A 25,497-nucleotide genomic window follows, 5' to 3' on the forward strand; every position below is an offset into this window, starting at 1 on the left:
ATGTCAGTTCTGAGTGAAATCATCACGTCAGTCGTTGAGAAGAAACCGTACCCGAACGTTTTTGATCTATAAACTGCACATGCTTCTTCAGGCATGGTAAGTCAAGATACCTCGGTGAACGCTTACATCAAATGAAAGTGATCAAGGAGCAGCAAGAAAAAGAAACTGAATCGATAAAAGCAAAGCTGGAAGATTTTGCTATTCAAGAATCCATATCCAACGCTCAAGAAAAAAAAACGGAAAGTGAAGAGCCAAATAACGACGCTGCCAACCAAAACTCAGCCAGCAGCAGAATTGGTTTTTTGGAGTTAACCCACATCCAAACACTAGGAAGACAAAGAGTAGCTTTGTTTAGCGATGGTATATCAGGTGCAATCCAAATTGTTGAAGGCAGAAGCATCGGTCAATACCGAGTAACAGAGATCACTTCGGATTCTGTCGTTGTGGTTTCGCCCAGCGGTGAGACGATGAGAATCAAAGTAAAAGGAAGTTAAAATGAAATACAAACGCTCAGCATTCATCATTGCCTCTTTTTTTTCCATCGCCACAAATCCGTTAGCAGCGAATACGATTCACATCGCACCGCTGCAAGTTGAAAGAACGCAAGTTGTCGATACGCAAACGGGAAACAGTAGCGTTACTTTCGCCGTGGACGGAATTGAAATTGAGCTAACAGAAAAAGATAAAGTCAAAGCAAGAAACTGGAATTTAAATCATAGTGACTGGGCAAAATATTTGTACATCATGGAGTACACGCCCAGAGGATTGTGGACCCCTGATTTAGATCCACCCTTAGCGCTTGCTCATGCCTCAACAGACATCAAAGACATCGAAAGATACGTGGCCATTCAAAATGCGATAGAAACGCATCGCATGCAGATGGACTACAAACTTGATGAGGTTGCGAATCGACTACTGGGCGTTGGTGCGTTCAGTCCACAACCACAATTGTCATCACTTCAAGGCCAGTTAATCGAAAACAAAACCGCCCTACGAAGTGTATTTGTTGATTTAAGGCAATGCGAACGGGAGTGTCGAATGTTTGTCACGTTAACCGTCGCATCAACGTCAAGCAGTATGCAGTTGGATATACACTTTACCGGTGGAAGTCAGCGCGACGCTGAAAAGCTTCTTAACGATATCGGCATCACCGAACAAGAAATGAAACGAAGAGCTATCCAAATAAACGCCACATTCAATAACGAGGTTGTCGAACGTATCAGGTCTAGCAGAAATCTGTCACTGCCGTTTGCGATAACAAAAACCGAAGAGGGGACGACGGTCCGTGAAATGTAAAGCCTTTTTGCTGAGCATTATTTTTGGTCTGGTTGCCTCACCGCAAGTATCAGCAAGTTATGTCACTGTTCCTAATTACTTTGTATCGATATCAAATAAAACATCGGTCCCAGCCGATATTCTTTATGCGCTGGCGGCAAAAGAGACGAATGTCAAAATGAACAATGGAACCGTCGCGCCTTGGCCGTTCACATTGAACGTCAACGGGAAAGGATATTGGTATGCGAGTTACGAAGACATGATGACAGCGGCGTATGAATTTCTCAACGAGGGGATCACTTCCATCGACATTGGCCTGTTCCAAGTGAACTGGCGTTGGAATGGTCATAGAGTGCAATCTATCGAAGAGTTGGGCGAGCCAAAAAAAAATGGCCTTGTGGCTGCGCAAATTCTTCTTGAGCACTATCAAAAACATCGAGACTGGGCTGTGGCCGCTGGTCGATATCACAACCCGGCAAATAGGGATGGGAGAGCTGACCAATATGCCAAAGAGTTTAGTGAATTTTTAACGCTTATCCAACGTGGCCAATACCAACAAAGGTAGCTGGCCTGTGCAGGTAACAACATGAAAAAAACAAAACGATACCCATCAAAATTAACCCGGTCTTTGATCTCACTGAGCGTTGTCATAGCATTCTCAAGTTTTAATGCATTAGGGAATGGAACGAACCGACAAAGCACAGAATATCGAGACACGGTGATCAACCGAACTCAATCAACCACGGATGCGGACGCTACCCAAGAAGAAAAAGATCTTCTGACTTTCGATAGAGATCCGATAAATGACGATGAGTTAGACTTTCTTTTGACGAGAGAAACGGAACGTCTTGGTCGGTTTGTATCCGAAACCATGGAAACGATGACGTCGAACGCGAAAAGCGTAACGCAATTTGATTTAACCGTCATTGCCATAAATGAAAACAACAGCGTCGCGGTCAGTGATTTGATTGCAGAGGAGGATGCTCTTGAAGCGGAGATAAGTCAGCGTGAAATGCAAGAGCGTCACCAAGTTGAACGATTTCGAAGAGGTGAAATCACTGAGCAAGAATTAGAGCGGGTGATCCTCAGTAGCATTTTTCCGGTTAAGACCACTCTGAAGCCAACTCGATTGCCATCAAGACACGTTGTCATCGATGAGGCGATAGCACAGCAAATCCACCAACCGTTTGCTATCATTGGGACCGACCGCTATTCCATGGAGTGGTTCACCAGTAACCTTGATGTTTTCCGCAAACTTGGTGCTGGAGTGATAGTGACTCAAATTGACTCACTTGTTGACTTGGAGGCTTTGCAATCGCTAGCACCGGATTTAATGTTTCAACCCATGGATGCCAGAGACTTTTTGGAAACCATAGGCGTAAGCGTGTATCCCATATTAATTTCAAATCAGGGTGTCATTCAATAAACATCGACTTGAACTATAGCGAGGAACGCCACCAGTGAGCACAGAGCGCGAATTAGATGGTCTTCTTAGGCCATCCTATGAGTTATTAACTATAGGGGCTGTAATTGCCTCTACGTTCGTTTTATGGGCATACGGGGATTTGCTAGGTTTGACCTTTTTTTGGAAAGTCATCCTGATTAATGCCAGAGACTTTTTGGAAGCCATAGGCGTAAGCGTGTATCCCATCTTAATTTCAAATCAGGGTGCCATTCAATAAACATCGACTTGAACTATAGCGAGGAGCGCCACCAGTGAGCACAGAGCGCGAATTAGATGGTCTTCTTAGGCCATCCTATGAGTTATTAACTATAGGGGCTGTAATTGCCTCTACGTTCGTTTTATGGGCATACGGGGATTTGCTAGGTTTGACCTTTTTTTGGAAGGTTATCCTGATTAGCTACTCCGTGTATTTTTTGTTTCCTCGAATAGAAAGTTATTTCTATATCAAAAAGTACCAATCCGCCCTTAACGTTATTGACGCTTACCATTTGAAAGCCAGCCAAATTGAATGGACGGAAAAAAGACAATGGATAGGTCGAGGGTTTGACTACCAAGCCAGCGATGCACAACGGGTTTATGACGCTTCAAAGCGCGAGTACAAGAAGTTTTATCAACTTCCTAAGTTCGTGGATTGGTTTCGAAGAAACGAGCTTAATGTTGAGAAGCGAAGAGGAAGGCATACCACGCTCAAGCACAAACTTGAAAAGAAGTTCGCTGAGATCACCTCAGCACAAACCTATCGAATTTTATGGTGGTCGATAAGGAATCACTACAAACCGCTACCTCCTGTTGGCGGTAATCCGCTCTATCACGCGACTGGGTTTGATAGGGAAGAAGAAATCTATATCAACCAAGATGACCGAATTGGCCACACCATGTGTTTTGGTCAGTCAAGGACGGGTAAGACGGTTTGGTTACGCTCGCAAATATCCCAAGATATCGCAAGAAGAGACGGAGCCGCTGGTGTATTCGACCCCAAAGGCGATCTTGAGCTACTTGGCATTATGTGGTCAGAGTGTCGCCGACTTGGGCGTGAAGAGGACTTTTATGTTTTTCTTTTGGGCGATCCAGAAATCAGCGCTCGATACAACGCTATCGCATCGTTTAGTCGCTTGACGGCGATTGCTGGCCGTATTGCCAATCAAATGAGTGGTAGTGGTGATGGTCAGGTGTTTAAAGACTTTGCGTTCAACTTCATGACCTACGTTGCTGCCGCTCAGCTAGACATGAGTGAAAAGCCGACATTTGAAACCATGAAGCGAGATATTGAGGATTTGGAGGGGTTATTTAACCGCTATGGCCGATTCTTAATGAAGCGAGATAACTCCTCCTATCATGAAGATTTGAAAGTACTTGAAACCCCGAAAATAAAAACGGATGGCAAGGAAGAGCGGTTAAGAGTGGGCTCAATGAAAGGCCGTGATTACAAAACCGTTGTCACCGATAAACTAACGTCTGATTTTTATGAGCGTAATCCACACTTGATAAACAAGTACTTTGAAGGATTGCGGTCAACCATGAAAAATGATGGTCAATACGTTTCCAAACTCACCGCCTCGTTAATTCCGCTGCTAACGAAATTAACATCTGGGCAAATCGCTGAAATCATCAGTCCAAAGTACAATGATATGAGCGATGAGCGAAGAACCTTTAGCTGGGATAAGATCATTCAACGCAAAGGCGTTTTCTATGTTGGACTATCAAGCATGCAAGACGAGGTGGTTGCCGACGCTGTAGGGGCAAGCTTCTTTAGTGATTTGGTAGCCAAGGCAGGTGAGATAAACAACTATGGCGTCAATAAGGGATTGCCCGGCAGTTCATCGAAAGACATTACGCCAATTTGGCTTCACTGTGACGAATTCCAAGCGTTGATAACCGGAGATGGCTCTGAATTAACTTCAATCCTAAACCGTTCAGGCTCAGCAGGGGTTCGGGTGTGCGCTTATTCTCAAACCCGCTCCGACTTTGAGGCTAAACTAGGTGACGCTGCCAAAGCAAACGTAATGCTAGGGAACTTTAACAGCATCGTAATGCTTCGAGTGGAAGACGAATACACCGCTGAGTACTTAACCAGCAAAGTAGCGGAAGTGGATTACTTGGGCATTGATGTGACTGGAGGGGTTAATGACGGTGGCTCTTTGATACCGCAAGCCACGTTCACTACATCGGACGATGCAACGCAATCGAAAGGGGGGTTTTTTGGCTCACGGACAGCATCAGCCGTTAAAATTGAAAATCGCGCTCCAATCATATCGCCATCAACGATAATGTCACTTCCCAAAGGCCAAGCTTTCGCCTTGATTAACCGTAAGTACCTATACAAGTTAAGGTTTCCAATATTGCATGATGATAGCGGGGTTGATATTGGTGATATGTTCAGGATAAGAGAAGAGCTAAAAGCAAGGCAAGCTAGACCGGAATATCATTAAATAACCTGATTACCACTAACTTTAAGCCAACTAAGGAATCAATCATGGCGATTCTATTTACTAAAGAAGAAGCAATGAAAGACTTGCCGTTTATTGAAGATAAAACTCTGCGTAAAGGTGTGGATTTAGCGTTATGGCTTTATCTAGACAAACATTGGAGCTTCAAGAATGCGATAAACAAAGCAGCAGAGAAACACTCTATCAAGCCAAAGATTGCTATCGAAAGGTTGCTAAGACAAGTAATACCTGAAGAGTTGATTTGGGATAGAATGAGTGGAGCAAAACCAATAAACACTCAACCAGCCTCGAAAGACACTGAGATTAGAAGTCAAAAAATGAAGAAAATGGAAAAAGATGCTAAAAATCATGTGGTTGATATAACCAGATGCTAGCTAAAAAGATTCTGGTAGTTTTAATAACCGATATGGCATAGGAGGCGTTGTTATTGACGAGCCAAGTAGCTCATCTAGCACTTCTTCGAGTCTAAATCAGTAGTTAAATCGAAAACAAAACTCACCGAGATATCGAGGTAGATGCTTTTTACTGATAGCGTGGTAAGCTCCTCTCAATGAGTTCTTGATGTTACCTATCATCGTATCAACCCAATGGAAGTATTTATCTTGAACCTCATCCAGATCGGGAGCGCCATCTTTTACAACTTGATCGTGGTAAACGTTGGCATTGGATAAGGCTTCAAAGCAGGAAAGACCGTCTGATATAGCAAGAGTCGAGGGAGCTAAGTGCTTTTTAGCCCACTTCTCAACTTCACCTTTGCGGAAGCCCTCTATAACAGTCATTCGCATGTAAACAGGATTGTATTCCTCATTCAGAGCTACAGCTGCTATGAAAGGTACTTTGTTTTCAGAGCCTCGCCCACGCTTACCACCTTTGCCTTTGCCACCACATCAGGTTAAATAATCAAAATTCAAACCAGACTTTAGGCAAGAAAATGTCATTCATTCGGTGGTAACGGCGTTATAGAAATAACTAATCCACTGAATGAATGATGGGAAATGGAACCGATAAAGCAAAATCAAGCCACGATTAACCCCTATTTTAAAGACATAGAACGGTTTCAGCCAATCACTCGTGCAGAGGAAGAAGCGCTTTACACTAGCTTGCATTTACCTACTTCAAGACAAAAAGTGGTCGAAGCTAATTTAAAGCTCGCTTTAAAACATGCGCATAAATTCTCAAGACTTAACCCCAACCTCGATAGAGAGGAGCTGATTGGAGAGGCGAATCTTGGCCTTATGATGGCGATTGACAAGTTTGATCCAAGCCGAGGCTTTCGTTTTTCGACTTACGCAGAGCATTGGATCTTGAATCGACTGAGGGCTCATGTTAGCAGCCACAGCTCGATTGTGAAAAAACCGCACGATAAGTTCTACCAATCAATAAAAGCCAATAATAATGGAAGCGGCGACAACGAAAAGTTAATACCTTTACTTAGCGTGGACGTTACATTAGATGCTGATGATGAAGATGAGATAAATTCCATTTTAAAGGTCAATAACGAAATCCCCTGCATAGAATCAGCCCTTAACATTCAACAGGAAGCTAGGCGTCTTCTCCAGTGGTGCGATGAGCTATCAGATATTGAGCGGCAGTGTATCTCTGCTATCTACGGAATAAGAAATACCAAACCACTCACCGCTAAAGAGCTATCCGTTGTGCTCGACACTTCATATTCAGTTATAGTTAAAATTAAAAATCGCTCAATTCAGAAACTAAGAAAAAAAGCTGAAGAAGTGAACGCAATATGAAAATAAACAACCTCCATAAAAAAACTCTTATCGTCAGTGTTGCTTTACTCACGATAAGCCTATCTATTGTATGGGCCAACAAGGCGCGAGGGATGCAAAGAAACCTTGAAGTCCCCCAGCAGGGAAGGGTTTGTCATATTCAGGACTCGCATCGAGCAGGAGTAGAGTGCAAAGAGGGCGACATCATGTTGTTCGTTCCTAGAGTGCAAGCAGGAACTGGACGCACTGTTGTGATCTTATCTTCATTGGTTTGCGATTTTCGATTCAACATCACTCGTGATGCTGATGCATTGACCTGCGTTTTCACAGAAAAGCGCCGCGACCAATGGCATGAGTTCGGTATGGACTAATCAAAGCTCCTTGCATTCCTGAACATTGGAATATGATTTTCCTTAACGATTAACACGATAAGGGAGTCTACATTGCACAGCACACCAAAGCCCGGCAGGGCCCACTCAACATCACCCTCAATAACAGTACGATTAAGAGAAGAATTTTCATGCGTATCTTGACCATTTTTGTGGCCTTGATGATTTCTTATGCTTCCTTTGCAGAAGCGGCGGTCATCAAGATGAGTCAAAGTGGCATTTGCCACGGAGAGAGCTCACCACATTACCAAAGAACCCAAACGTTCACAGCGTTTTCGACAATGGAAGCTTGTATTGATGCGGGTGGTCGAAAGCCAGCGACATCGAGACAGGCAACCAACCAACAAAGCTCAGGTGAGCGTTACCAGCGACATTATTTTGGAAGCGGTTGGATTGATGAGAGCGGAAATTGTCGTAACACCCGAGCAGAAATGCTGGTGGCGCATAACGTTGGCTTATTGACATACAGCGACAATAGAGAGTGCCGAGTGACCCATGGCCAGTGGGTGAGTTATTTCACTGGTAAGCGTGTTTATAAAGCCTCTGACATCGACATTGATCACGTCGTTCCTCTTCGTTGGTCGTGGGACTATGGGGCAAGAGATTGGGATAGAGATAAGCGGATAAGGTTTGCCAACGATCCAATGAACCTTATCGTGGTCGAGAACCACTTGAATCGACAAAAGGGCGCAAAAGACATTGCTGAATGGTTACCGCCGAGTAATCAATGCCAATACATATTGCGTTTTATCAGAGTCATCAAATCATACGACATGGCGGTGCCAGCGATGAAGATGGCTGAGTTTAATCAAATTAAAGAACAACATTGCAAGGTAGGGACGTCAAGATGAGCAATTATAATGCCTTAACCGATATTATCGCTAATGCGGCGGTATCAAAAAACCAAGCCAGAGAGCTTGCAGATAAACAAAGCAATCCCGATTTAAAAACGAAATTGCTCGTGATTTTCTATGCCTTAGAAAAAATGGAAACGCTCATCCAGAAAACCGTTATTGTCGAGCACGAAGCTCACTCAAAAGAGTTGTCCAAATTTCAGACCAAACTACTCCAGTTAGTTACCGAGCGAGATAGCGCCAAACTAGATAAGCAAAATGCCATTGACGCCCTTAATGAGCAAGCTATCCAATTGTCGGCCATGACTTTGCAACTGGAACGGCAACAACAAACGACTGAGCAGTTAAAGCAGCAATTAGAGCAAGCCAAGCAATCGGAAGCAACGCACACTAAAGCACTTAAACAGCTCAAACGTGAGCACCAACAAGCCATGGTAGATGCTGCCGCTGCCATCAAAGAAAAGTCACAGCAAGCACAGAAAAAGCTCAAAGATAAAATCGCTAGCCAGCAGAGCGCCATCACTGAGCTGAAAAAAGAAACAGAGGAGCTAGCGCGAGATCTTCGGGCCATGAATGGTGCGTCTGTGAGTAGTCCGTTTGCAGGAAAGAGCAAAGGCGTGACGTTTTCTATTTCAGAGTTCAGCTCGCCTATTACCTTGAGATTTAAGGACGAAACTTATATCCGCCAGCTTCCGAATGCTAATTGGCATTATCAAGTGTCGAGAAACAACGGCGTGAGCATTGATGTTGGCACAAACGATTGGTTAATGCCTGTCTTACCAGAGTGCAATGACTTCATTGTCGAGTGGAACCCGAAAATCAATAAAGAGCTGCACCAGATAATCATGACGAAAGCCAAATCGTCGCACCCTGAGTATTATCAAGCGGTCCTTGCCGCGAAGAAGATAACCATTGTCAACGATCCGGTCTTTACCGATGAAGAACGCGCGTTACTGCAAAAAGCTAAGTTAATCACGTTGATGGATGCCGCTTGCCTCGCTTTGGGAAGTTTTATTAATACCTTACGAGCGGCCCACAAAAACGTCACCGACGAACAGGGAATTATCATTCGAGATAAAGTGGAGCAATTATCCAAAGCGTTTCGAGAGCAGCATTTCTCAGGGGTAGCCGATAAAACCGCCACCAGCGAATCATAAACGTTACTGACCATCAAAAAGAGAGAAAGGGGGAACTAAGCCCTTTTCTTTATTGGTGAGGAATTGGCTGGAAACGCCCTTGCATTACCAAAAGCCGCGAGACAATAAACGCCTGAATCATGAAAAGGAGTAGGGCGCATGTTAGCGGTACTGTTATTTTTTGCTTATACACTGTTTAAGAAAATCACCATGCTGATTGGCTGCGTTGCTATCTATGCCATGGTTACAAACCAAGACGTCAACCTACTGTTGATGGACCTCTTAGAAATCACCATTCAAGTTGTGGTGACGTTTTATACTCATGCGAATGAGTTAGCCAATACGATTGACATCAAGGTTTAAAAACACAGCAGGGCGAAATGTCCCCTGCCTGTTGTGTTGGAACCATTAACACACAGAGAATGAATCAAAAATGAAAGACAATCACATTGTGAAAAAATTGGTGGAACTGGGCTTTCACGACATTACGCTGAAAAGCATGTTTGGGGGAATTGGGCTTTTTACCGATGGCATCTTTTGGGGAATGATCCACAGCGATAAGTTGCACGTTAAGACCTGTGAGCATACGCAAAAGCTGTTTGACCGAGAAGGCGTCACCCCGCTCATCTTTGAAAAGAAAAACCACCTTGTGAATACCAAAAATTATCCCATCCCTAGCGACTGGATGAAAAAACCAACGATGGTAACCAAGTTGGTCTCACACGCTATCGAGCACGCCAAGGCGACGGTGGAGAAGCGGAGTCATCCTGAGCAACAGCGATTAAGGGACTTGCCCAATCTCAAAGCGAGCACTGAGAAACTGCTTAAATCGGTGGATATTCATTCTTGTGAAGAGCTCAAGCGCAAAGGAGCAATACAAGCGTTCATTGCCATAAAATCGCTTTGCCACAACGTGGAAGAGAGTTTGTTGCTTAAACTCGAAGGGGCCATTGTTGGTAAGCATTGGGCGGCACTATCTAGTTGCACAAGAGAAAAATTAATCAATCAAGCGATTCTTTACCAGCAAGCCTTATCGCTATCACCAGAAAACCGCTGTTAACGAAAGCGAAAGACGAACAAGCGATTGAAAAGAGAAATCATCTGATATGAATAACATTGAAAAAAAGCTAGGCAGTTTCATGGTAGATAAAAGCCTTTTTGTTCACCGTGATGAAGATGCAGCGCCGCTTATTCAAAAGCAGCTCGGCGTGGACGGTTTGATCCCTATTCATGTGCATGATCAAGAGTATTTAATAGAAAAAAAGCCAATGACAGCTTCGATGACGCAGCGAAACGATTATAGCGTTGCAGTGAAGTTACAACAGGGGTTATGGGCTTTATCCACCGTTTCTCTATTTGAGTGGGAGTGGTTGTACCTAACTCAAGGGCTTTTCGATGTGAACCAACATCGCTTTTATCAAGGGAAAGACGCCAACGGCGCGACCACCTTAATCACAGAAAAATCGCTGCAAGATGAAATAGAACTGTGGAAAGATTTGGTCTTAAATAACGAGGCAGACGAAGCTATGCTTACTATCCTAAAGCAATCTTACTATCCTGTACGGCTTTCAGAGCAAGTTGAGTGGGTTCCTATACCCATCCCTGTAGATGAGTGTGCATAAGTTGGTTTATAGTTTAATTTTAAGGCTGGTGATTACATCGGCCTTTTTTGTTATCGAATGCTTTCTGGTCGGCAGTAGCGAACGCGAATTACACCACTATCGCTACCAACGAATACTACACCATCATCAAAAAAAGCCAGACATGCGCACTGAGCCAATAGGTTTTGAGATGATTAACTTGTCGGGGAATCGCCCAAACTCCTTGTGAAATACCGTTCCGTCGGAAAACTTCACATAACTTACACCACTGGACGACAGTCGTCTTAAATGGCTGTAGCAAAGCCTGTCCCTCTCAAACTGGCAATACACAAAGCAAGGGGAGGTTGAAATATCAGAATCCAAGAAATCATCCAGACTCAAAACGCTTCGAGCGATAAAGGCGGGAAGCTCTTTCTCGTTAAGATGAACAAAACTACTCTCCATTGGGCAACATTCCTTTAATTGTGCATATCCTAGCTCTAGCTAGTGTATGGGGAATGGCTCAATTGTGGAAATGATCAACAAAAAATTTAAAAAAGGAGAACCGTTGGACACAACATGGGGATTAAGTCAGACGAACACCGTGGTACTATTGAAAAAAACAACGGCTTGGCTATTGCATTCTCAATAATGGCATTACGATAGCATCATCAAAGAAAACAACAGGGATTAACACCATGAAACGCACCCTACTCAGCCTTACAATGAGTACACTACTGATTTCAGCAAACGTTCACGCCGTTGCCTACGGAGAGGACGTTCTTACCTCAGAATATCAAGACCACACCGTTCGATTTGAGGTCTTTCATCCATCAGACGGAGGAGATAAAAACAAAACCACTTGTGGTGGACTGCTTATTGCGGGTCAATACATCTTAACCGCTGGGCATTGCATTGGTACGAGAATAGAAACGCAAGATGATGAAAACAAACGCTATGACTGGTACGTTGACAACGGTGCTGAGAGTGAAATTACGGTTTTTCAGGGTATTGAGGTTGATACGCCCAATCGCACCACGCTAAAGTACAGCGTGATTGATATTGACACCACCAGCGCTGACCACGACGTGATTGATGCTGCTTGGCGTGAAGAATACGAGTTTGTCAAAAATCAGCACCCTGAGTTTGATTGGCAAATGATGGATAATTCCATCAACAGCAACATTTCATCAGACAGACTCAAGACTCACCGCCACCAAGATATTGGCTTAATCAAGCTAGAAAAGGCTATCCCTCAAATGACACACGCTGCGATTGTAGCGGCGTTCGAACCGATTGAACAAACCTTTCGCATATCGGATGAGCAGCGTTTCACCTTTAAAGGGTGGGGAAGAATGCAAAACTCACAATCTGCCACCACCATGCAAAAAACCGAGTTAATCTGGCGAAATACTGGAGGCACAGAAGAGTTTGGTGGGACAGGAAAATGGGTAAATAGAAACAGTTATGCGCCCAATTTTGCTAAACGATGGATATCAATGGACGAATTGCCGGGCCGAATAGAAAATTGCACTGATAATACTCACAATTGTGACTACGGGCGAACGGACTTTTTTCCACTCTTTCCGACAAGAAAAGCATCATTGCCGTTATCGGGCGACTCAGGAACCCCGTTGATGCTCGATAGCAACCAAGTAATTGCCATTGCAAAGAGCACTCAAGCAGCGGTAAACCCTGAATTTTCTATGTTCACTCACGTCGGTCACTACATCCCGCTATTGATTGACCGCATCGACACATTGGCGGCTCCTGCTTCCATTCAAGAAGTATTCGAAGTGGAAGTGGAATTTGAGGGGTCTATAGAACAAAGCGGGTTAACGTGGGAGCAACTTGAGTTAGAGCCCATCACCACCTCGTTTGTGGTGCAAAACCTTACCAAAGAAACACTAACGCTTAAGCCTTTCTTTCAAGGCAGCAACGTTGAAGTGACCGTAAAAGGCTGTGAAAACGAAACGCTACAACCGTCCCAGTTTTGTGAAATGACCGTATCTATGAACGGATTAGGGAGCACCGTGTTGCATTTTGGTGACAACCGAAACACCGAGATGCCAATATCATTGTCTATTAAAGAGATCGTTAATCCAGATGGAAACAATGGTGACAATCCAGATGAAAACAATGGTGGCGGTGACGGTGGCGGTGACACTGGTAGTAGTGGCGGCTCAATGGGGCTATTCTCTCTACTACTGATGGTGGTACTACGCACAATAAGACAACAACGGTAAATCAATCCCTTTACAACAAGAAGCCAGCAGCGTTCGCGCTCTGGCTTTTTTTATGCCTGCAACAAAAAAACACAGAAATAGCAAGGGGGAGCTATCATTAAGGATTAAGGCGGTGGATTTTTAATCGCAACAATGTAAAAATAAAAACGTTCACGCCGAAAATAAAACAATAAACTCAATCTGATAGAGCGATAATCAATGGAAATTGACTTAGACATCGACATCGAAAGCACCGTCATGCAATTAAAAGATCAAGAGCAGGAGCTGTACAACTTTCTTATCGCTCTCAAACTTATCCAAAAGCATGTACAAGACGTCCCTCAGTTTCAGCGTGGGGAAGCCCTACCGCCAACCATTCACGCCAAGCGACTCGATTCTATGCCGCTTCATGAAGCCTTAAGGGTGAGTATTGAGCCTCAAAAGGTGTTTGAGTACCCGCACAATATCCCCAAGCGCTTTGCTGGACTTATCCAATTGGAAGCCAACGAAAAGGAATATGAGCAAGCTCAAGCACTCACGCATCAAATCAACGAACTTAGGGCTACCATCGTTAACTACATTGCGGAAAAAGAAACAGATTACCGAAAACGGGCCAGATTATCCCAACGGCTCTTTCCTGACACGCTATATCAGACGGTAAACAGAAAAATCCCCTTATTGCCAGACACCAGCACAAGGATTGATTTCTCTTGGTGCGAACAACAAAAAAGCGTCAAGAAACTTTCCACTGAGCAAGCCGTCAGTATGTTGCAGCGATTTGATGCCAACACTCCGCCTTGGCAAGCTGCAAAAAACATGGAGCGATTAATGAACTCAGCCTCGGCGTACAAGGTGACGAATGTGAGAACACACCCTCAAGCGCTAGTGAAGTATTACAATGAGGAAACAGGGGAGGTTTTTGTTGAAACCAGAAAGGTGCATTCGCCAATGATAGCGCTAGTGCAGAGTCAACGACCTATAGACGTCAACCCCTTACCAGACTTTCAGGAAAATGACAAAAAACATTTGTTGCTAAAGGGGTATAAACCCATCGTGGAGGGAACTTGCCTGTATTACAAAGACTCACCGACCTGAACCACTCAAAGCGCTCAAGCCACTAATGGTAAAGCACCGCACTGAGCTAGGGTTAATCATCGCATAGGCGAAAATACCAAGCTGGATAAAGAACAAAACGCCAGCTTGGATAAGACCATAATCCAAATAGTTATAAGTAAACCACGTCATAAATATGCCACTCAACAATGGCGATGCCAGAAAAAAGCAAGCATAGAACATCAGTGGGTACAAAAGATAATGACTCACCTCCATTGAGTGAAACATCCACGGCAGCAAAAGCGAGTTGTAATACAGTGCGGAACCTACCATTAAGCCAACAAAGATAATGCCATGTACATTCACCTTTCCATCAGAAACAAAATTAAACTTGATCATAAATCACCTACAAATAAAGGTCAGGGGAACTCCCAAAGCTATACAACATTTCAGCCAATGTTATATAGCTTATCTTTATATATATTATATATAGTGAAATTCTGGCCAAAAACAGAGTAAGTTTTACGGTCAAACAGAGTAAGTTTTACAGTCAAACAGAGTAAGTTTTACAGTCAAACAGAGTAAGTTTACGGTCAAATAGAGTAAGTTTTACGGTCAAACAGAGTAAGTTTACGGTCAAACAGAGTAAGTTTTACGGTCAAACAGAGTAAGTTTACGGTCAAACAGAGTAAGTTTACGGTCAAACAGAGTAAGTTTACGGTCAAACAGAGTAAGTTTTACGGTCAAATAGAGTAATCACCTATCAAATAGAGTAAGTTTTACTGTAAGATAGAGTAAGAAATAGACTAAAAAGTGAATAATTAATTGCTTGGAATGGCGTGTTTTTTTAAATTCAGGTATTAACTAGAACCCAAAAAAAAGCGATCTAGCTTTCAAACCAGATCGCTTTTTTAAGCGAGTTGACTCTATTTACCCGTAAAGCTCAGTAAGCTTTTCTTTGGTTGCAGGATCAAGTTTATTGAAGTTTCGTGTTTTGATGTTGGGAGCACAAGCCGCTCTCTTTTCTAGCATAAGTACTCCTTTTGTTAGCTCGATTTGCTCATTCATCTCAAACGTTTTTACAACGCGCTGAGGGTTTCCATCGATTAATCATATGCAATATTACGCGATATTTTTTTCGAAGTTCCTGTCTTTTTTCTGTCACTAGTTGAGACGGAAGGGTCGCATGCTTATCGCTTAAATAAAGAGAATAAAGCGATTCATCAAGGTCTTTTAATGCCCACAATAAGTCGAAAGTGAGTCGACTTTGGAAGCTAATTGCGTGAGTTTAAACGTGGACGAGTCTGAAATTTCTAACGATGCGTTAAAGTAAGTTAGCTTGGTTTCAAGTGAAAACTCGATGCTCTGAAGCTCTTCTTTATAATGCGCCGATAGATTATTAATAGCATTTTCTATATCGAAAACCAGTTGATCAGCAAACGGATCATCATCACGAACTGCATTTAAAATTACTTTAATCTTGCTGTCAAACCAGTCTGCACCACTGATGAAATTGGTTTTGTTTTCACCTCTTTTTTCTTTTCTGCTGAACAAAAGTGCTGGTGCGTCTTTGGTTAAAAAAGTCACATTTAAGTGCGGTATTTCTGGTTTTTTTTGCGCTGTCGTGGTTTTTTTATCTCAGGATTGTATTCGATATTCACAGAGTCACTCTCTTTTATGTTGCTTTATTTTTTATAGCGTCATTCACTTTTAACTCTCCGATTTACTGATTATCTGGTAGATCGTTTCATCTTTCTTTTCATTAATTTTAATGCCTGATACTTTGGAGATTTCTAGTATCACCCTTACATTTTTTAAACCCAATCGAGTTTGAATCATCAACTTTTTATTTTATGGCTTCGATGTTTTCACACACGTCGTTGATTATGTATGCTTTAATTTTTTTTTTGACATTCTGCCTAATTCATCTTGTTTTTTATTCGTCAGTGCCAATTTTTTTCCTCACAAGCGGCTCGAAATGTTGTTATAAGACTCAAACATTCAGGCTGGGAACGAGCCTAAAAATGCGGCTTAGACTTTCTTTTTGAAACGCCTTCGAAAGGTGTAGCGTTGAGTGGAAGTTGTTCATCTCAATCTTAATTGGCCACTGCTGACCATCAATAGCCAAGGTAATTTCACGCGATGGAATACGACGAGGTACTAAGGTGAAAGATAATGCGGGCGTCTCCTGATCTGGTGGAGTTATGTACGGTGATGCCGGTGACTCTTTGTCTGTGGCCATATATACACATGACCCTTGATTTGCGTCTGAGCATCTCTAGATGGTCCAGAAACCAAGGAATAACCAGTCACAAAGACATGGTCGGTTTCATACTCATGCTCCACTTGTCTGGATCGTAAGTTGTCACCAACCCCAACAAACATAAAACCAAGGCATTACCGGTAAAAATGCTGATCACTAGCCCTAATGGAATGGGGGCCACCTCATCGGCACTCGAAAGCAGGAAAGGCGGCGGGTCATCGTTATAGGACGAAATATTCACAGGTTCCATAGTCACTCCTCCTTGTTGGAATTGAGAAGTGAAGAATGCCTTGGGATGGGCTGGTTCAGTGGTCAGCTAGATATCGAATTCTTGATGGTTTTGAGGTGATTTAGGGTAATTGGCACTTTAACTTTACGTTCAGATCCAACTGACATGATGAAGAAATTATTAACTTCGAGGCGTATTTCCTCAATGCTCACGTTTTCAACTCAAGAGCGCGAGCTTATATCGAGTGCTCCTCCCTCCGGCTTCACTTTTTACCAAGCAACCAATCCCGACCAAAGCCGCTAAATGACGAGAAGCGGTTGGCTTACTCACTTTCGCCACTTTATGGTATTGCGACGTATTAATGCCTTGGTCAAAATCTCCATCAAGCATTCGATTGAGCACTTTTACTTGCTCCGAGGACAGTCGCGTTTGATCGACATTTCGCCAGAAGTTTGTTTTAAAAACCGTTTGGTCGATTTCTTCGAGCACATTGGTGAATGTTTCACCTAAGGTGTTTAAAAACCAGATAAGCCAAGCGGTAATATCAAGTTCACCTTTCTGGGATTGCTCTAATATTTCGTAGTAGCTTTTACGGTTGGCTAGAATCGCCACTGACATTGCATAGAAACGGACAGATTGGTGCTCAGCCTGGGCCAGCGCCAAATCAGTGAGTAAGCGGGTGATCCTGCCATTGCCGTCATCCAAAGGATGGAGCGTCACAAACCAGAGATGTGTTATCGCAGCTCTAAGTAATGGATCTAAAGTTGGGTTCTCACGAGAGTCATTAAACCAGCGGATGAACACGTCTAGTTCGGACTCAAGCACATCTCGGCTTGGTGCTTCAAAATGTACCGTGGGTTTATCAATCCTACCCGACACAACCTGCATAGGCTCTTCGCCGCGCAACTGCCCCCCTATCACAGGATTAAACATGGTGTAACCTTCAGGAAACAGTCGTTTATGCCATTGTAATATTCTCTCAAGTGAGAGCGGCGAGTCTAAATTCTCCACCGCATCTAGCATTATTTCCGCGAGGCCGTCAGTGCGTTCAGTGGTTGGAAATGGTTTTTCTTCACAAAGACCGAGCTTATTAGCCAACGACGAGCGAACAGAAAAAGCGTTGAGCTTCTCACCTTCAATGGCACTCGAATGAATAATGTTCGCCAATAGCGTGTCTAACATACTTTGCTTTTGGTCTTTAGGTTGGCTCGACATCTTGCCCAACAACATCCCTTGGTGAAAGCGAATGTCTCGTAATTTGGGGTCAATGACTTTTTCATCCCAGATAAAGTTTGGCCAATTAGCTTGTTGCCAGATCCACATCTTGTAGCCTTTTGATTTAAATAATAGCACATTCGAATCGTATCATGATTCGAATAAAGCCCGCAATCAAATCTTATTATGATATGAATAATGCAGATATTCATATCATAATAAGATGTTATCATCCTGTCTTAGTAGCCATTAACCTAGGCCTCATATCTTCTTCTGCAAGTGACTTAACGCCAATTCAGTAGTTGACGAATTTTCACTCAGCCAAGGCATGTCGGTCAGATGCTCCAGATCTAAAAAAATCGAGTCGCGCAAAGACTCATCTGCAGCTATTCCTCAGCACCCTGTTATCATTTGCCGTAAAAAAGGGCTCTGAACCCTTCCTTAAACTCCTGATGGCAGGCTAGACAGTGGTTCTGTACCCGAGAAAACGCCTCGATTACTTCTTGGCCATCCGCCTGACGCGCCTTTTCGCCCATATCCCTGACGGCTTCATGCACCTGCCTGTTATATCCCCGGAAGCGTGCGGCATCGGTTCCCACAAAGCGCAATATACGTGTCTTTTCCGCGAATGGCGGCTCGGGGTGTTCGGCAATTAGGGGCGCGATTTCAGCTACCCGTTCCCAGTTTTCCCGGGATATAGCCTCAACAACCTCGCGCATGTTTTCATCAAGTTCGCGCATGATGGAGCGAAGCACTAGTTCCTCACTGGAACTTTTCTGTTCTCTCGCTGAGTGTTGAGAGACATTGTCAGCACTGGCCAAGAGCCAAGCCGACTGGGCTGTCAAGGCGAATTGTAGAACGATTTTGGTGCTGTATTGCCGCAAGGTCATGGTTATCTCCTGTTTTGACGAGCAAGTATTAGCAGGTTTCACGTGCCAGCTATGCTGTTGATGGCTCGGTCGCCTGTACCCACCCCCAGTCGTCCAGCAGCACGTAGAGCGCCGGGATCACCAACAGCACGAGCACGGTGGCACTGAGCAGGCCGAAGACCACTGAGATCACCAGTGGCTTGATGGCCGCCGCCTGAGTGCTGGTTTCTGCCAACAGCGGCAACAGCCCTGCGATGGTGGTGGTGGACGAAATCAGGATGGCGCGCAGCCGGTCGCGACTGGCCTGGCCAGCGGCCGCCACCGCATCCAGCCCGTGATCGCGGTGTGTCTTGATAAAGTGAATCAGCAGAATAGCGTTATTGACCACGATCCCCGCTAGAGAGGCCGCGCCTATCAACGAGGGCATGGAGAGGTAATACCCCATAAGTACATGCCCCCAAATAGCACCGATGAAGGCCAGCGGGATAGACAGCATGACGATCAGGGGTTCAACGTAGCTGCGGAACTGAAAGGATAGGATCACGAAGATACCCACCAGACCGATCAGCAGACCGCGGCCGATGGAGCCGCCGGTCTCGGCGGAGCTGGCTACCTGGCCCTCCAAGGAGAGCTCCACCTCGGGATGACGCTCGCGGAATTCGTTCAGCCAGCCGCTGCCGACGAGATCCTCAACGATGGCCTGACCACTGGCCTGACGCGCATCCACGTTAGCCTCCACGGTGACGGTACGCCGCCCATCGATGCGGGTGATGCGCGCCCAGTCGCGCCGCTCCTCGACGTTGGCTACCACTTCTAGGGGCACCCGGCGCCCATCCGGCAGGACGATAGTCAGATCGGCCAGGTCGTCCAATGAGCTCCTGTCAGCTTCGGCCAGGCGGATCAGCATCTCAACCTCTTGGTCGCCGATGCGCTGAGTGTTGGCGATCTCCCCCAGCAGCGCTGCGCGCAGCTGTCCAGCCACCTCTTCGGCGGTTAGCCCCAGGCCGTGGGCGCCCTCAGCCATAGAAAAGGTCAGTTGAGGCTTGCCTAAGCGCAGATCGTCGATGACGTTGTAAACGGCCGCGTAGTTGCCGAGATGCTCGCCTAGCTCCAGCGCTGCCGACTTCATAGCCTCCAGATTCTCTCCCACCAGGCGCACCTCCACCGGCACCCCAGCGGGGCCGAAGCCGGGCTTCTGAATAATCAATCGCTGAAGCCCCTCGATCTCACCGATAGCTTCACGCCAGGCAGCGGTCAGCTCCTCCAATGTCACTTGGCGGCGCTCGGCGGTCAGCAGGTCGACGATGACGGTGGCTACATGGGGGCCAGCCTCGCGCGCGCTGGGGTTGTGGTTGAAACGCACCTGGATCGCCTCAACCAAAGATGCTCCACCCGGCTGGTCCTGAGAGTAGCTGGCATTGAGCTCACGAATTGCCGCTTCGACTCGCTCGGCCACTGCCTCGGTACGCGCCAGCGGTGTGCCCTGGGACATCAGGATACGAGCCTCCAGCACATCGCCGTCGATATCCGGCATTGCCTCACTGCCCACGTGCCCCCCGGCTATGAAGCCGAAGGAGCCCAGCATAATGGCAAAAATGGCCCCCAGCACAGCATGCCGAAAACGGATTGCCCCATCGGCGAGCCGCCCTACCGTCTCGCGGAATCTGTCGAAATGCCGTTCGAAGGCGGCACGGAAACTTGAGTCTTGACCACTGGCGAGCCGCCCCACGCTGCCCTTTAGGTGGTGGGGTAGGATCCAGAACGCCTCGACGAGGCTTGCCGCCAGGGCAGCAATCAGTACCACCGGCAGCACTTCAAGCACCGCTCCCAGCTCACCGGCTAGGAAGGAGAGCGGGATGAACACCGCGACCGTGGTGAGAAACGACGAAAGTACACCGGGTAACACCTGGCGGGTACCCGCTACCACCGCTTCCACCGGTGAGGCCCCTTTAAGGGCGTGGACGGCAATGCTGTCGGTGATCACGATGGCATCATCCATGACGATGCCGATAGCCATCAGCAATGCCACCAAGGTGATCATATTCAATGACAGCCCGGTCAGGGCCATGACGATGAAGGCCCCCATGAAGGCCGCAGGTAGGCCCAGAACGGCCCACAGGGCCAGGCGTGGATGGAAGAAGAGGCTCATCACCAGCACCACCAACACCAGCCCCATCAAGCCGTTAGTCACCAGCATCTGCAGGCGGTCGCGAACGATACTGGTCGCATCTTGGGTCAGCGTCAGAGAGATGCCCCCGTCGAATCGTTGCCGTTCCGCCTCAACTAGCGCGTCTAAGGACTCCTTAACGGTAAGAGCATCGTCTCGCATCGCTTTGCTCACCTCCAGCACCAGCGCCGACTCACCGTTGAAGCGGATTCGCTCTTCAGCATGCTCACCGGTCTCGCTGATGGTGGCCAGCTCGCCCAATGTCAGTTCGCCGCCGCCAGCGTCGGAGGCCACTACCAGGCCGGCCAACTCGGCCAGTGAGCGGCGTTGGTCGGTGAAGCGCAGCAGGATATCGCGATTGGCGGTTTTCAGGGTTCCCAGCGGCAGATCAAGGTTTTGACCAGCCACTCGGCGCGTCAGCTCCTGTGCCGAGAGACCGTGCTGGCCTAACACCTCGCGGGGCACTTCAACCTGCCACTGACGCCGGGACTTCCCGTAGATCACTACCTCAGCCACGCCGGGCAGCGTCATGATCCGCTCTTCCAGGCGCAGGGCGTAGTCCTCGAGCTGGTGCATTGGCATGTCGCCAGACACCGCTACTGCCGCAACCATGTCACTGCGGTGAAGCTCCCTCACGACGGGTGAGTCGGCGCGGGCCGGCAGCTCGGTGATGGCATTCACCTCGGTGTCGATCTCATTCAGGAAGCGAATTGCATCGCCCCCCGCAGACATGGTTGCCGTGGCACTGGCCAGGTTGTCCTGAGCCACACAGCTGAACTCATCGAGAAACTCCACGCCTTTAACTGCATCGTGCAGGCGCCGACACACGGCGTCCTCGACGTCGGCGGCGCTGGCCCCGCGGTAGAGCACCTCCACTGACACTTCTACCGGGCGATAGTCGGGGAAAGTTTCACGCTTGAGGTGGGGCGCAGCGAAGAGGCCTGCTGCCAGCAGCAGGATCAGCAGCAAGTTGGCGGCGGTGGGGTGAGCGGCAAACCAGCGAATCATGGCTGCTCTCCCGCTGGCACTTTGCCCCGGGCCTGGGTGGCCAGACGCGCCTCGGCGGCCTCGTTCCGACGCACGGAGAGTGCCATTCCCTCGATGGCCGGCTGCAGGTCATCGAGCACCACCCGCTCGCCCGGAGTGAGGCCCGACTCGATCACCGCCAAGTCTCCCTGTTTAAAGGCTACAGACACCGGGCGTCTGACCAGGCGATCCTGCTCGTCGGCCAGATAGAGCTCGCCCTGGTGAAGCGCTGAAGCGGGTACCAGCAGCTGCGGCTCAGGGCTGGGGGCCGAGAGACGCACCCGAGTGTACATGTCGCGCTGTAATGGCGGATGGTCAGGTGGCCGGGCATCGCGCCAAGGCTCCTCAACCCTTATGACTACTCGCACTGCGCGGGTGGCCGGGTCGAGGCCGTTGGCTACACGCACCACCCGACCTTTCCAGCTAACCCCGGGGGCTCCGACCAGTTCCAGCTCAGCATCGATCGAATCCAGATCGATGCGCTCGCTTAGATCCAGGGTGCCGGGCTTAAGCTCGACTGGCGCCACACTGCCCAGGAGGCGTCGTACCATGCTGAAGGGAATGCGTGCCTCCACCTCGGCAGCCGTTAGGCTATCCGCCTCGAACAGCCGCTGGCCCGCACCCACGAAATAGTGAAGCTCTACGTCTATCTCACCGAGGCGCAGGTCATAGGGCGCCTCGAAGCGGGTATCCGCCAAGTCACGGCGCGCCTGAGCAAGACGCACCGATGCCCGCTCGCGCTGGGCTGGCAGCAAGGCCAAAGTATTCTCCAGAGTGGCCACCGCCTGGCGCTGCCCTACAGTGCTGCGACGTTGAGCATCACGCTGAGAAGTGGAGACAGAACCGGTGGCCGCCAGCCGTTCGATTCGTGTAAGTTCTTGCTCGGCGAGATCGAGTGCCTGGCGTTCCAAATCCAGCAAACGCCGGGTATTAGCCTCCTCGGCCTCGAGCTGTGTCAACTCCGCCTCGGCCTCGGCGATGGCCAGCTCGTAGCGACTCGGGTCCAGCGCCAGCAGCAAGGTGCCTTCGCGCAGCAGGGAGCCGCTCTCCAGATTCGGGTGGCGCGCCACCACTCGGCCCGAGACGTTGGCCACGGCCTGCCAGGTTTCGACAGGGCGCGCCACGCCGTGGCCACGTGCCTCGAGACGAAATGCCAGCGGCTGCGCCTTGATCACCGCCACCGCCGTGGGGAGCGGCGGCGTGTCACTTCGCTCCGGGGGCTGGCTGTTGACCACGAAGAAGACAAGCAGCACCATACCCATGGACAGGCCAACGACAACCGCCAATATGTGCCCCAAGCGTTGGGCTAGACCTATCATGAGTGATCACCTCGCTCTTGCAGAATACCGTGACAGTAAAGGTGGAACGTCCCCTCGGCCTGTTCGGCCATATGATTGATATTGCCGATAATCAGCGACTGCATGACCAACCCCTGGATGGTGCCGATGAACTGCGTGGCGGCCGCCTCAATATCCAGATCCCGACGTAGCTCGCCAGTCGCCTGCGCTTCGTTCAGCAATTTCTCGATCCGCTCACGGTAGCGAGACAGCAATGAGCAAACCATACGGCGGGCTGGTGTGGGTCTGGCGTGCTGCAACTGCCCCATCATCAGCCGGGGCACGCCCGGATGCTCGACGATAAACGTGATATGGGCATGGAACATCGCCTTGAGCACAGCCAACGGGCTGTTCGCCGAGGCAGAGGCTTTATCCAGCCGCTTCATCACACGCTCGGCCACACTACCGACGACCGCCTCCCAGATTGCGTCCTTGCTTGGAAAGTGGCGGAACAGCGCACCTTGGGTGACCCGCATGTGCTTGGCGATGCTGCTGGTGGTGATATTAGCTGGATCATCCTGCGCGCTCAGGTCGATGACCGCGTCGATAGTGAGCTCCCGGCGTTCTTCAGCCGTCAATTTACGTTTCTGAGTCATAATAAGCCTATAAGATAGTAATTGGTTACTATCTTATAGCGGCCCAGTCTACGACACAACCAGATTCTGATTGAGGGCGTATTCGATACGTAACTACATTCAGGTCGATCCGTCAGAGACCTGCACTGCGCCCATCTAGCCGCTGATTGAGAGCAAAAGGCCGCTCAGGCTGCAAGGCCATTGGCATGATATTCGTCACCAGGGCATTCAAGGATTCGCACGACTTGGCTGAATCGAATTTTTTCATCAGCCTTTCGTGAACCTCTCTCGGGATGTGAAGCAGCAGCTGCTTTGAGGCACTCGCCCCAACTTTTCCTGCCAACTAGGAAATACGGAGAGAGCGAAGCTTGTGCAGGTGTTCGTAAAACATCGGATACACCACTTAATCCGGATACCCAATCATTTTAAGTTTTGATTGTCGCGAATGAAGAAATCCGCAGCCTTTTTTAATATGTCATTGTCCCTAAGCGCTTGTTTCAGTTGACCATCAAGGAGTTGTATTTTCCGCTGGTCTTCCGTTAACGCTTTAACATTCACAGGTGTTTTGCCTTGTAATTCCGCCAGATATTGCACTTTCCATCTTGAAACAGCCGACTTGCATGCACCCGACATTTCTTCAATTTGTTTGTTGGTGTAGCCGTCTTCAATCATCAGTTTGGCGTATTCAAGTTTTTGCTTTGGACTGAATACGATATTGTCTTTTCGGGTCATGTAAACTACCAGTTAACTTTTTCTTATATTAAGCTATAAATCACTCCAGTTTCATTAAACCATTACAATGTGCTGGGTAATTTATGAGGGGATCCTTCAGCGCCCAGTCAGGGTTAGCCTGCTGATCGTTAATTTTAATCAATGATTTTTTTATTCGCATCCTCTCTCTCAATGAATTTCTGCAAACTCGCTAAAGTTGCTAGTGGGATAATGAAAGCTGAACAAATTAATAACTTAAGACAAAGGCGACCGTCCTTTCTGAAAGGCCAACCACACATACCAATCAATACAACAACTAACCAATCTGAAGCGCTCATAAATCTATCTCCTATAAAAAATTTAAAACCAGTATAAATGCTATTCCAATTAAGCAACCCCCTGATAGAATAAATTTGTTTAAGATTTCATCGAATTTAGTAGTAACTCAAGCTTCATCATCAACTGCCGTATCAAGCGCTACGCTTTAAAGAGCAGCGCTTGAAAGTCAACATTAAGGTAATCAGACTCTTTGTTTAAAAATGTATTTTCGCTAGTGAATGCAACATAAAATCCGCCAACCCCTTCGATATGAATGATGTTTTTTGCTAGCAAAGCGAAGGTGGCGTATTCAACATCGTTGAATTAATCAAAGAAAAAGCCTTTCAACTACTGGAATATTTCGCTTTCTTTATCGTTCCATCGACTTTCGTAAATATCACCAATCGAAATTTAAACGATGAGCAAAACAGAAATAAATAGGCTTTTACCCCTTGCATTAAAAAAAGTCGTGATATTCTGATGTTAACGCTGGGAATACCCCTAGACCTTTTATCATTTTGGCGTAAAACCTCCCCATTTATGGGGAGGATGTAAGGCATTGCTACGAAGTAGCAAAAATTAGTCAGGACGATTCTGACTCTCAATGTACCTAGTTAAAACTTCAAGACTTGCTCC

General features: G+C 47.1%; 23 protein-coding genes and 3 pseudogenes. 15 read left to right on the forward strand and 11 right to left on the reverse strand.

Features of this window, described 5'->3' with window-relative positions:
* Positions 1–131: 131 nt before the first annotated feature.
* The 15 genes from FKN93_RS14955 (at position 132) to FKN93_RS15030 (ending at position 14,193) form a co-directional block, all read left to right on the forward strand.
* Positions 132–494, forward strand: a complete 363-nt coding sequence (locus tag FKN93_RS14955) for a hypothetical protein (RefSeq protein WP_170905447.1) — start codon at positions 132–134, stop codon at positions 492–494.
* Position 495: 1 nt separating this feature from the next.
* Entirely contained in the window at positions 496–1,296 is an 801-nt protein-coding gene (locus FKN93_RS14960; RefSeq protein WP_170905448.1) for a hypothetical protein, read from the forward strand.
* Positions 1,286–1,840, forward strand: a complete 555-nt coding sequence (locus FKN93_RS14965; RefSeq protein WP_170905449.1) for a transglycosylase SLT domain-containing protein — start codon at positions 1,286–1,288, stop codon at positions 1,838–1,840. Before FKN93_RS14960 ends, FKN93_RS14965 begins: the two co-directional genes overlap by 11 nt.
* A gap of 21 nt (positions 1,841–1,861) precedes the next feature.
* Positions 1,862–2,701 carry a PFL_4695 family integrating conjugative element protein gene (locus tag FKN93_RS14970; RefSeq protein ID WP_170905450.1) on the forward strand — a complete coding sequence of 280 codons (840 nt, stop codon included), beginning with the start codon at positions 1,862–1,864 and terminating at the stop codon, positions 2,699–2,701.
* A 290-nt stretch (positions 2,702–2,991) separates the two neighbouring features.
* Positions 2,992–5,169 carry a conjugative transfer system coupling protein TraD gene (gene traD, locus FKN93_RS14975; RefSeq protein ID WP_170905451.1) on the forward strand — a complete coding sequence of 726 codons (2,178 nt, stop codon included), beginning with the start codon at positions 2,992–2,994 and terminating at the stop codon, positions 5,167–5,169.
* A gap of 44 nt (positions 5,170–5,213) precedes the next feature.
* Positions 5,214–5,561, forward strand: a complete 348-nt coding sequence (locus tag FKN93_RS14980) for a hypothetical protein (RefSeq protein WP_170905452.1) — start codon at positions 5,214–5,216, stop codon at positions 5,559–5,561.
* Positions 5,562–6,182: 621 nt separating this feature from the next.
* A complete protein-coding gene (locus FKN93_RS14990) occupies positions 6,183–6,935 on the forward strand; it encodes a sigma-70 family RNA polymerase sigma factor (protein WP_170905453.1) in 753 nt (250 codons plus the stop codon).
* A 92-nt stretch (positions 6,936–7,027) separates the two neighbouring features.
* A complete protein-coding gene (locus FKN93_RS14995; protein ID WP_170905454.1) occupies positions 7,028–7,285 on the forward strand; it encodes a hypothetical protein in 258 nt (85 codons plus the stop codon).
* A 149-nt stretch (positions 7,286–7,434) separates the two neighbouring features.
* The gene (locus FKN93_RS15000) at positions 7,435–8,154 is read left to right on the forward strand and encodes an HNH endonuclease family protein (protein ID WP_170905455.1); all 720 of its coding nucleotides are present in this window, start codon (positions 7,435–7,437) and stop codon (positions 8,152–8,154) included.
* On the forward strand, positions 8,151–9,314 hold the full coding sequence (locus FKN93_RS15005; protein ID WP_170905456.1) for a hypothetical protein: 1,164 nt from the start codon (positions 8,151–8,153) through the stop codon (positions 9,312–9,314). The genes FKN93_RS15000 and FKN93_RS15005 overlap by 4 nt, the downstream gene beginning before the upstream one ends.
* Positions 9,315–9,452: 138 nt before the next feature.
* Positions 9,453–9,656, forward strand: a complete 204-nt coding sequence (locus tag FKN93_RS15010) for a hypothetical protein (RefSeq protein ID WP_170905457.1) — start codon at positions 9,453–9,455, stop codon at positions 9,654–9,656.
* A 70-nt stretch (positions 9,657–9,726) separates the two neighbouring features.
* The gene (locus tag FKN93_RS15015) at positions 9,727–10,353 is read left to right on the forward strand and encodes a TfoX/Sxy family DNA transformation protein (RefSeq protein WP_170905458.1); all 627 of its coding nucleotides are present in this window, start codon (positions 9,727–9,729) and stop codon (positions 10,351–10,353) included.
* 46 nt (positions 10,354–10,399) lie between these two features.
* Positions 10,400–10,915, forward strand: a complete 516-nt coding sequence (locus tag FKN93_RS15020) for a hypothetical protein (protein ID WP_170905459.1) — start codon at positions 10,400–10,402, stop codon at positions 10,913–10,915.
* Between the two features lie 656 nt (positions 10,916–11,571).
* Positions 11,572–13,119: a trypsin-like serine protease gene (locus FKN93_RS15025; RefSeq protein WP_170905467.1), complete on the forward strand. Its 1,548-nt coding sequence runs from the start codon at positions 11,572–11,574 to the stop codon at positions 13,117–13,119.
* Between the two features lie 198 nt (positions 13,120–13,317).
* Positions 13,318–14,193: a DNA replication terminus site-binding protein gene (locus FKN93_RS15030; RefSeq protein WP_170905460.1), complete on the forward strand. Its 876-nt coding sequence runs from the start codon at positions 13,318–13,320 to the stop codon at positions 14,191–14,193.
* Here FKN93_RS15030 and FKN93_RS15035 read toward each other — a convergent pair.
* The 11 genes and pseudogenes from FKN93_RS15035 to FKN93_RS15085 form a co-directional block, all read right to left on the reverse strand.
* Complete coding sequence (locus FKN93_RS15035; RefSeq protein WP_040903708.1) at positions 14,182–14,550, reverse strand: hypothetical protein; 369 nt, start codon at positions 14,548–14,550, stop codon at positions 14,182–14,184. The two genes, FKN93_RS15030 and FKN93_RS15035, sit on opposite strands and share 12 nt — an antisense overlap.
* Positions 14,551–15,384: 834 nt before the next feature.
* The gene (locus tag FKN93_RS15040; RefSeq protein WP_170905461.1) at positions 15,385–15,738 is read right to left on the reverse strand and encodes an AcaB family transcriptional regulator; all 354 of its coding nucleotides are present in this window, start codon (positions 15,736–15,738) and stop codon (positions 15,385–15,387) included.
* A gap of 496 nt (positions 15,739–16,234) precedes the next feature.
* A pseudogene (locus tag FKN93_RS15045) lies at positions 16,235–16,428 on the reverse strand (hypothetical protein); the annotation flags it as partial.
* 83 nt (positions 16,429–16,511) lie between these two features.
* Positions 16,512–16,664 (reverse strand): annotated as a pseudogene (locus FKN93_RS15050) (type IV conjugative transfer system protein TraL); the annotation flags it as partial.
* Positions 16,665–16,859: 195 nt separating this feature from the next.
* A complete protein-coding gene (locus tag FKN93_RS15055) occupies positions 16,860–17,966 on the reverse strand; it encodes a Fic family protein (protein WP_170905462.1) in 1,107 nt (368 codons plus the stop codon).
* A 299-nt stretch (positions 17,967–18,265) separates the two neighbouring features.
* Positions 18,266–18,748: a cytochrome c gene (locus FKN93_RS15060; protein ID WP_212752451.1), complete on the reverse strand. Its 483-nt coding sequence runs from the start codon at positions 18,746–18,748 to the stop codon at positions 18,266–18,268.
* Positions 18,749–18,797: 49 nt separating this feature from the next.
* The gene (locus FKN93_RS15065; RefSeq protein WP_170905463.1) at positions 18,798–21,902 is read right to left on the reverse strand and encodes an efflux RND transporter permease subunit; all 3,105 of its coding nucleotides are present in this window, start codon (positions 21,900–21,902) and stop codon (positions 18,798–18,800) included.
* Complete coding sequence (locus tag FKN93_RS15070; RefSeq protein WP_212755184.1) at positions 21,899–23,206, reverse strand: efflux RND transporter periplasmic adaptor subunit; 1,308 nt, start codon at positions 23,204–23,206, stop codon at positions 21,899–21,901. The genes FKN93_RS15065 and FKN93_RS15070 overlap by 4 nt, the downstream gene beginning before the upstream one ends.
* 29 nt (positions 23,207–23,235) lie before the next feature.
* Positions 23,236–23,853, reverse strand: a complete 618-nt coding sequence (locus FKN93_RS15075; RefSeq protein ID WP_170905465.1) for a TetR/AcrR family transcriptional regulator — start codon at positions 23,851–23,853, stop codon at positions 23,236–23,238.
* A gap of 397 nt (positions 23,854–24,250) precedes the next feature.
* Positions 24,251–24,564 (reverse strand): annotated as a pseudogene (locus FKN93_RS15080) (IS3 family transposase); the annotation flags it as partial.
* A 134-nt stretch (positions 24,565–24,698) separates the two neighbouring features.
* Entirely contained in the window at positions 24,699–24,881 is a 183-nt protein-coding gene (locus FKN93_RS15085) for a hypothetical protein (protein ID WP_170905466.1), read from the reverse strand.
* Between the last annotated feature and the right edge of the window lie 616 nt (positions 24,882–25,497).

The organism is Vibrio sp. A8-1 (assembly GCF_013048685.1).
Taxonomy (GTDB): Bacteria; Pseudomonadota; Gammaproteobacteria; order Enterobacterales; family Vibrionaceae; genus Vibrio; species Vibrio metschnikovii.

What these genes read in the sequence shown, in the direction of transcription:
- FKN93_RS14955 (WP_170905447.1), top strand. Translation starts at nt 132, where the DNA reads ATGAAAGTGATCAAGGAGCAGCAAGAAAAAGAAACTGAATCGATAAAA.
- FKN93_RS14960 (WP_170905448.1), top strand. Translation starts at nt 496, where the DNA reads ATGAAATACAAACGCTCAGCATTCATCATTGCCTCTTTTTTTTCCATC.
- FKN93_RS14970 (WP_170905450.1), top strand. Translation starts at nt 1,862, where the DNA reads ATGAAAAAAACAAAACGATACCCATCAAAATTAACCCGGTCTTTGATC.
- FKN93_RS14980 (WP_170905452.1), top strand. Translation starts at nt 5,214, where the DNA reads ATGGCGATTCTATTTACTAAAGAAGAAGCAATGAAAGACTTGCCGTTT.
- FKN93_RS14990 (WP_170905453.1), top strand. Translation starts at nt 6,183, where the DNA reads ATGGAACCGATAAAGCAAAATCAAGCCACGATTAACCCCTATTTTAAA.
- FKN93_RS14995 (WP_170905454.1), top strand. Translation starts at nt 7,028, where the DNA reads ATGCAAAGAAACCTTGAAGTCCCCCAGCAGGGAAGGGTTTGTCATATT.
- FKN93_RS15000 (WP_170905455.1), top strand. Translation starts at nt 7,435, where the DNA reads ATGCGTATCTTGACCATTTTTGTGGCCTTGATGATTTCTTATGCTTCC.
- FKN93_RS15005 (WP_170905456.1), top strand. Translation starts at nt 8,151, where the DNA reads ATGAGCAATTATAATGCCTTAACCGATATTATCGCTAATGCGGCGGTA.
- FKN93_RS15010 (WP_170905457.1), top strand. Translation starts at nt 9,453, where the DNA reads ATGTTAGCGGTACTGTTATTTTTTGCTTATACACTGTTTAAGAAAATC.
- FKN93_RS15015 (WP_170905458.1), top strand. Translation starts at nt 9,727, where the DNA reads ATGAAAGACAATCACATTGTGAAAAAATTGGTGGAACTGGGCTTTCAC.
- FKN93_RS15020 (WP_170905459.1), top strand. Translation starts at nt 10,400, where the DNA reads ATGAATAACATTGAAAAAAAGCTAGGCAGTTTCATGGTAGATAAAAGC.
- FKN93_RS15025 (WP_170905467.1), top strand. Translation starts at nt 11,572, where the DNA reads ATGAAACGCACCCTACTCAGCCTTACAATGAGTACACTACTGATTTCA.
- FKN93_RS15030 (WP_170905460.1), top strand. Translation starts at nt 13,318, where the DNA reads ATGGAAATTGACTTAGACATCGACATCGAAAGCACCGTCATGCAATTA.
- FKN93_RS15035 (WP_040903708.1), bottom strand. Translation starts at nt 14,550, where the DNA reads ATGATCAAGTTTAATTTTGTTTCTGATGGAAAGGTGAATGTACATGGC.
- FKN93_RS15055 (WP_170905462.1), bottom strand. Translation starts at nt 17,966, where the DNA reads ATGTGGATCTGGCAACAAGCTAATTGGCCAAACTTTATCTGGGATGAA.
- FKN93_RS15060 (WP_212752451.1), bottom strand. Translation starts at nt 18,748, where the DNA reads ATGACCTTGCGGCAATACAGCACCAAAATCGTTCTACAATTCGCCTTG.
- FKN93_RS15065 (WP_170905463.1), bottom strand. Translation starts at nt 21,902, where the DNA reads ATGATTCGCTGGTTTGCCGCTCACCCCACCGCCGCCAACTTGCTGCTG.
- FKN93_RS15075 (WP_170905465.1), bottom strand. Translation starts at nt 23,853, where the DNA reads ATGACTCAGAAACGTAAATTGACGGCTGAAGAACGCCGGGAGCTCACT.
- FKN93_RS15085 (WP_170905466.1), bottom strand. Translation starts at nt 24,881, where the DNA reads ATGAGCGCTTCAGATTGGTTAGTTGTTGTATTGATTGGTATGTGTGGT.